At 31.4% G+C, this 8,042-nt stretch carries 5 protein-coding genes; 2 read left to right on the top strand and 3 right to left on the bottom strand.

Translation table 11 applies throughout. The annotated features are described in order from the left end of the window. Positions 1-801: 801 nt before the first annotated feature. Complete coding sequence (locus ACFFIT_RS07520) at positions 802-1,215, bottom strand: H-NS family histone-like protein (RefSeq protein WP_385877045.1); 414 nt, start codon at positions 1,213-1,215, stop codon at positions 802-804. Positions 1,216-1,582: 367 nt separating this feature from the next. On the opposite strand from ACFFIT_RS07520, the gene grxD reads away from it, so the two are divergent. Next, entirely contained in the window at positions 1,583-1,906 is a 324-nt protein-coding gene (gene grxD, locus ACFFIT_RS07515) for a Grx4 family monothiol glutaredoxin (RefSeq protein ID WP_385877044.1), read from the top strand. A 90-nt stretch (positions 1,907-1,996) separates the two neighbouring features. On the opposite strand, the gene relA is transcribed toward grxD, so the two are convergent. Beyond that, complete coding sequence (gene relA / locus ACFFIT_RS07510; protein ID WP_385877042.1) at positions 1,997-4,318, bottom strand: GTP diphosphokinase; 2,322 nt, start codon at positions 4,316-4,318, stop codon at positions 1,997-1,999. A 1,087-nt stretch (positions 4,319-5,405) separates the two neighbouring features. On the opposite strand from relA, the gene ACFFIT_RS07505 reads away from it, so the two are divergent. Next, a complete protein-coding gene (locus ACFFIT_RS07505) occupies positions 5,406-6,392 on the top strand; it encodes an SEL1-like repeat protein (RefSeq protein ID WP_385877041.1) in 987 nt (328 codons plus the stop codon). Positions 6,393-7,245: 853 nt separating this feature from the next. Here ACFFIT_RS07505 and ACFFIT_RS07500 read toward each other — a convergent pair. Next, positions 7,246-7,668 (bottom strand): hypothetical protein, encoded by a 423-nt coding sequence (locus ACFFIT_RS07500; RefSeq protein ID WP_385877040.1) that lies wholly within the window; start codon positions 7,666-7,668, stop codon positions 7,246-7,248. Between the last annotated feature and the right edge of the window lie 374 nt (positions 7,669-8,042).

Here is an 8,042-nt window from a genome sequence, read left to right as displayed (position 1 = left end):
TTATATGGTTGTACAGCTAAATAAACCCAAATTGATTAATTTATGACCTTAAGTACTTACAAATGACCCAACGGTAGAATATTTTATCAATGATACCGATATGCCAATTGGTATTAATCATATTGAGAAAAATACAAAAAGAATTGGACCCAGAAGGAAAATTTGGTTTAACTGTGTTTATTGGTACGATATGTGACTCAGCCTTACACTATGAATAAATCTAGTAACAGTTAGGTGAATCAGGGGACTTTGTTTATAAAACTGAAATTTTAAAGCCATCCGGGCTTGTACAGTTCTAATTTTATTCGAGGGGTAAATAAAAAAAACACAAATTAATCGGCAAAACAATCATAATTTAATTTCTATTACTAAATGTTGCACTAATGTTTTTTATAATTCTATTTTAGTATATTTAATTTATATTCTTAAATCTTTTTTTTAGCTTACTTAATTTACTCAGTTGCTTTTATCGTAAATTATCAAAATATAAAACTTTATTATATTCAATCCATTTGCAAGTTACTTGAAACACGCATAACTGGTAATATAAAATCTATGTACTAACCAAGATAATTAACTATAACTTTAAATTAGAGTAATAGATGACTTTTTTATTTGATAATATGTACAAAATTAAAACATTTATGGAGTAAATATTAAATATACTTGACGTATTTCTACATTAATCAATTGGGATTAATGTAGAAATAAAAGACGGAAATTTAACACATATTTAAATTAATAGAACCATGCAATTATTAAAACTTAAATTACAAAAATTTAATTATACTGATCACACTTTTAAATTAAGAAATCACTTAATTTCTTACCTTCATTTTCAATAGCATCTTTAATTGGGCTAGGCATTCGACCTTGACCTGTCCAAGTTTTGATTTTACCTGATACTAATTCATATTGATACTTTGCAGGTCTCGGCTCTCTTTTAGATGATTTACGTGCTTGCTTTGGATTATCAATAGTCAAATCTAATAAATCTGCGGGGTCAAATCCTTCTTTCGTAATAATATCTAGAAGTTTTCTCTTCTTATTCTCTCTTTCAATTTCCACAGCTTTAATCAAAGCCTCATATTCTCTTTTTTCTTCCACAATAACTTGAAATTTTTCTAGAATTTCTTCTAAGGTTTCTAAGGAACATTCTCTTGCTTGCGCTCTGAGACTACGAATATTATTTAAACTTTTTAATGTTTCACTCATCATCATCTCACTTTTAAATTTAACTTTACTTTTAACTTAACTATAACTTTTAAATTTAAAAGTTATAGTTAACTCTAATGAATATTTTAAATTACTTTCAATGAGACATTATTAATAAATTAGTTCTAAATTTCAAGATATTTTTAAATTTACCTTAAGATTTGATTATTTAACATCTAAAAATATTTACTCAAAAAATTAATATACTTTATTTGTTTTAAGCCTATTCATAATAATAGCTAATTATCCCTTTTGTTTAACAGATATTTAAGTTACAATTTTAATTACTGCCATTATAAAACGGCTAAAATGTTAGTAATTATCTTTCTTTACATTCTTAAACCATAAAGCAACAACAGGAAAATACATGTCTGAAATCATTGAAAAAATTAAACAACAAATCACCGAAAACCAAGTTATTCTTTACATGAAAGGTTCTCCTCAATTCCCCAGTTGTGGGTTTTCAGCCCATGCAGTACAAGTCTTAAGTGCTTGTAAAAAGCCTTTCGCTTACGTTGATATTTTACAGCACCCAGATATCAGGTCGGAATTACCAAAATATGCTAACTGGCCAACTTTCCCTCAATTATGGGTAAAAGGCGAATTAGTTGGTGGCTGTGATATTCTTGTGGAAATGTATCAAAAAGGTGAGTTGCAAGAATTACTTGCTGATATTCCTGACGTTCTTTAGTTATTATCCTGCGCATGAATAAATCACTTATATCATGCGCTGAATTTTAAATGTGATGATACTCTTCTGTGTAGTTTTAAGCTCAGTGTACTATAGCCTTTTAACTTCAATTACATCATTAATTTGTTTAATTTTATTTGTTGCCCTTGATAACACATCTAAGTTATAAATTTCAATTTGCATATCAATCGTTGCAGTTTGAGTTTTTAAGTCACTATGGCTTTTAAAATTAAATACATTTATTTTTTCATTCGCTAAAATAGTTGTTATGTCTCTTAATAGACCACTCCTATCATAGGCGGATATTCTTAGGGTTAATTTATGTCCGCTGGAGTAGCTTTCCCCCCATTTGGCTTCAACAATCCTTTCAGGATGAACAGATTGCAGTTCAGCTAATTGATTACAATCGGTTCGATGAATTGAAATTCCTCTTCCCTGAGTAATAAACCCACTGATAGAGTCACCGATGATAGGTTGGCAACACCCTGCGAGATGGTGAAGCAAATTACCCACATTTTCGATAACTACTCTACCAGAATTCAAACCACTATTTTTTGCATTGTTGGGTTCTGATTTTGCCTTATTCTGGTTAACCGTTTCGTTAATAATTTTAAGTGCTGCTTCATCCTCTTCTTTTGCTGTAACTTTTATAAATTGATTTTGTATAAAATTTATCATTTGCTGCAAACGAACATCGCCAGCACCAAGGCTCGCCAGAAACTCATCCATACTTGGGGAGTTATACTTTTTAAGTAGTGATTTTTCAACCTCACGTAACGTTAAGGACAAATGTTGTAACTCATTCTCTAAAATTTGTTTGCCCAACAAAATATTTTTATCTTTTTCTTGTTTTCTAAACCAGTTTTGTACTTTTGATCTGCCTCTAGAGGTTGTAATATATCCTAAATGTGGATTTAACCAATCTCTACTTGGGTTAGGATTTTTTTGAGTAATGATATCAATTTGATCGCCCATCTGTAATTGATAAGTAAAAGGAACAATTCGACCGGCAACTTTAGCACCTATACAGCGATGGCCTATATCACTATGTATATGATAAGCAAAATCCAAAGGGGTCGAACCTGCTGGCAAATCGATAACATCACCCTTAGGGGTAAAAACATAAACTCTGTCATCGAAAACTTGGCTTCTTACTTCTTCTAGCATATCCCCTGTATCAACCATCTCTTCTTGCCAGTTAAGCAATTTGCGTAACCAATCGATTCTTTCTTCTAATGATGATTTTGGGGCTGAACCGCCTCCCTCTTTATATTTCCAATGCGCTGCGACACCTAATTCAGCATCCTCATGCATCTGGCGTGTTCTTATTTGGATTTCTAATGTTTTTCCGCCAGGTCCTAGTACCACTGTATGAATTGATTGGTAACCATTAGGCTTTGGATTAGCAATATAGTCATCAAATTCTTTAGGTAAATGCTTAAATTGAGTATGCACTACCCCTAATGCCGCATAACAATCTTGTAATCTCTCAACAACTATTCTAATCGCTCTAACATCATACAGCTCATCAAAATCCACATGTTTTTTCTGCATTTTTCTCCATATACTATAGATGTGCTTAGGACGGCCATAAATTTCAGCTTTAATATTTTCACTTACCATTGCTGCATGAAGTTTTAGTACAAATTCTTTTATGTACTCTTCTCTATCTAATCGTCTTTCATGGAGCAAAGATGCTATCTGTTTATATTTAGCAGGTTGTAAGTATCGAAAGCAATAGTCTTCTAATTCCCATTTTAACTGTCCAATACCAAGTCTATTGGCTAAAGGTGCATAAATAGAACTACACTCTTTAGCAGCCAGTACCCTCTCATCTTCAGGGGCATCTTTTACCTCACGCAAATGAACAATTCTATCTGCTAAAGCAATTACGACACATCTAAAATCTTCCACCATCGATAGCAGCATTTTTCGCATATTATCAATTTGAGCACTTTTCATTCGATCTATTTCAGCAGATTTAAGCAACCTTATATTGTTCATCTGAATCACGCCATTGATGAGTTGCAAAGTTTTGTGACCAAATTTTTCTTCGATGGCCTCTGGAGATATCTCTTTTTCTTGTAACCAAGGGAAAAGTAATGATGCCCCAAGAGTTTCCTTGTCCATATTTAAAGATGCAAGGATTTCAACCATTTCTAAGCCTCTAAGTATTAGCAATTGATGGAGAAGATGCTTAGATGGGGATTGATCATACAAAATTGAAGTATCCGATAATGCTTCCGGAGCAAAGTTCAACTTAAATTTTGGTTGTACTAGAGATAATAGAAAAAACCAAATTTCTGATAGATGTAAAGAAGCGTCCTTATTTGAAAGAGATAAAGAATCAAACCAACTTTGAATATCTAAATCGCCACTAGCACTCAAATGTATTTTGCGTATTGCAACCATTTATCCCTCCTTGGGGCCTTGGGTTTTAAAATATGAATTCATATCTTATAGACTATTTTAAATCAGTAGATTTAGCAAAAATATTTAGCCCATTTCATTTATTTAATTAAGTTTGATTGCCAGTTTACACTAAATAAAACTTTTTTTTAAGCACTGCGTTAAAAGGGTACAAAAGAAGTATTATTGCTACTAAAGCATATAAGTTTATATTTTTTGATTAACTTCTTTTGAAAGTAATTTTAAGTTTTTTGAGTTTTACTTAATAGATTTTAATACCCAGATTTCTTAATTAGTACTCTCCTACTGAATATAGATCAGGATAATTTTTGTTTCTAAAAATTGAAGTTATCTCAGCATAAGGCTTTCTTTTATCAATAGATTGCGATTAGAAGATTAAAATACTATTAACATTGAAAAATAAAGAGTTTTTCTTATAATCAGAATTAACAGAAGAGGAAATACAAAAAATTAACAAATAGTCATGTTGGCTGAAATGGCTTTGTTGTGCAGGATAAATAAAAAAACATAACAATTCCTATTTTTACCTTAATCAGCTTTAACCCTCACCCATAAGCATCATTTTCGAAATATATTGAAGATTTATTATGAATGCATGATTAATTTTTGCACTAAAATAGCCTTCCTACATAGTATTACTGACCAGACTTTTTTCTTAATTTAATTGCCTTAATACCATTTTGTTATCACTAGACATTTAAAAACAATGACTTAAGTTAAATGTAAAAACAAGTGAACTTCTGAGTAAGGATATGGCTTTAACCTGCTGGTTAGCTGGTTGCTTTACATACATAACATGTTATGCTGAATTAATTTTTTAGCAATATTCACTTTTAGTGTGTGGGTGGTAGTGTGGTAGTTTGGTAGTGTGCTAGTGTGGTATTTTTTGCTTACTCTGCAAATGTTGTACAATAAATTTCACAGACTGATCTAACAAAAGATATTATCAATTATCTTTGACATAGCTATATAAAAAATAACGATACATTCAAAATCAATAAATCGACCTATTACGGATAATTATATTTTAGGTGAGAATAAAACTTGGGTAAGTGGATAAGCTAGCACTATGAAACAATTTAAAAATAACATTTTTTTTTCATTATTATTAATATTCACAATAATTTGTTCAAAAAAATCTTTTGGTGATGCTAAACAAGCAATCGAAAGTATCTTAGCTACTGATGAAAATAATCTTCAATTTAGCTGCACATATGAAGTAGATAGTTTGCCTTCTTTTACCTCAGAATCTGAAACGATATTTAAAGAAATGCGAGCTTTACAAATAGAACATCAATATTCATCAAAAGCAGACGAAACTCTTGTAGCTGGTTATCGTAAAGCAGCAAAACTAGGTCACGTTAAAGCAATGATCAATTTACAAAACATGCTAGTTGATGGTTTAGGTACGCCAAATGCAGGCATGACACACAGTGAAGAAGCGTTATATTGGGTAGAACAACTAATAAAATTAGATATTGGTAGTGGCTACTATCAGATGGGCTATTTTTTAAGTACTGGTTTTATGGTTGAACAAGATGAAATCAAAGGATTAAAATTTTACAGACGGGCAGCTGATTTAGGTAATAAAGAAGCACAAGCTATGCTAGGAGATATTTTTAGTTCTCTTAGACTTATAACTTATGACTTACAAGGAATACAAAACCCTGCTTATAGACCTGAAATTGGTAAATCCATGCTTGAGTGTGCAGCTGTTCAGGGTCATCAGGAAGCGGCAGGAAGACTTGGATATCTCTATTCAGAAGATAAAAATTATGATGAATCCATAAAAGCATACCAAATTGGTGCTCGTCATGGAGATGAAGCTTCGATAAGAGCTTTAATTTATGGATTCAGTATTACGGATCCTAAAGACGCATTCTATTTAGGTCAAGACACAATAGATGTTGAAAGGTTGAATCGATATAAATCGATTAAAAATAAACTTAATAGCGATGCAAATTTTAAATTTCCAGACATAAATAAAATAGTGCCTTTACCACCAAATGAATTACCAAAATGGGATGGAACCTTTGAATATGATAAAACATTATAATTTTCATGAAATTTCTGCAATTTATTGATAACAGCAGAATGTTTTTTTAAGTCTTTGAAATTTTATATCTATGAAGAAACTCTCTTTCATCAAGTATAAAACTTCTATCTAACCTGAAATTCTGAATGATTATCCTCTTTTTGACCATTCAAAAAGATAAAAGAATATATATTTCTCTGAACAAAAATAAAGTGTCATAAATAAAAATAAACTACCGGTAGATGTCAAGCCAATTGTCACAAAATTTTATAATCTATGCTGTTAATTTTTTATTGTCTTACTTAGAATGAGGAGTGTGAAGTTATCAAACAAAAAGTAAATTCTACCAACTGCAAAGTAAAAAAACGGCTGCTAGTGTAGCCCCCTCATGTTAGCGGCAATGCACAGAGTGATACCAAAATAGATCACGTATAAAAAACCAAAACCTGTTATATAGCCGTAAGGCTATATAACAGCCACCAGGACACCAACCCAAAATAACAAGTCCATAAAAAACGACATCATAAAAAAGATGAAAGTGTTGGAAAAAGCAAAAAAAAACACATTAATGAGCAACCATCTACAGCCATTAACTATCAGCATTGACTAATTTTAGTTTTAGTATTTATTTTTCATGATTATCTTTGATATGTCCCAATACGATTGTTTCATAAATGAGCTATAATTTAAACATTGTTCTATTAAACCAACCACCTTTAGCCAACAAAAAACAAAAATGCAATGGATAGTAGATACAACCACGCATATGATGATTGTTATGCAGAGGCTTTGAATTTGTGCGTTGTTGGGCTGTAAATTATGTATTTACAGGGGGCGGTTATAATCCCCTTACCTTTCAATGCCCATCATCTTCTCAGTTCTTCTGCATACGCAGTGGAATCTGTTTTTTAAGAAAGTCCTTGAGTTCCTGAGACTCATAAAAATGTGCACAATGATAGATAACTAAATTCACTGATGACATATCCCCCTCTTTATGAGCAGGTTGATAAAAGTGCCCTGTCTTCATCTCAATATACTCATCTAGTACATTGGTGGGTTGAGTATTAAAACCAAAACCTACCCCCATATCAGTATCAATAAATCCTAATGTAATATCTTTGTATGGCAGTTGCTTAAAATCTATGCCCATTTTTTTATAGTTTTCTTCAATACAATAAGCGAGAGAATAAGTTTTATATTCATCAACCAAATTATCAATAGTGAGTTTTTCATCAAAATTTGCACTTATAGCCAATGAGTAAAATCCAAACAACAAAACGATAAGTATATTTTTCATTATTTTAACTCCCAAAGATAGACTGTATGTGTATTATCACGGATACAGTGATAATCTCTTATAACACCATTACCCGTCCATAATGTTGCATGATCAGTAGCTTCAAAAATAGCAGGGTATTTAGATATCGTGATATATTATGCAAGGAAAAGCCTCATCACTTAGAGAGTACGTTAATGAATCCTAAGTCTTGCACGGTTAGTTGAAAAGTACTCACACCTCTCTTATTAAGTGATTGATGTGCGGTTAATGAATAACGCTGCGATTCACTCAATCGCCAACCTTAATATGCATAATAAGGTTATTTTTTAGTCATAATGAAAGAGAGTTATCCTTTGTTACTTAAGTAAATACAATATATGTAAATCAGCTGC

This window comes from Thorsellia kenyensis (assembly GCF_042432445.1).
In the GTDB taxonomy this organism is placed as follows: domain Bacteria; phylum Pseudomonadota; class Gammaproteobacteria; order Enterobacterales; family Thorselliaceae; genus Thorsellia; species Thorsellia kenyensis.
This window is presented reverse-complemented; position numbering and strand designations above follow the sequence as displayed.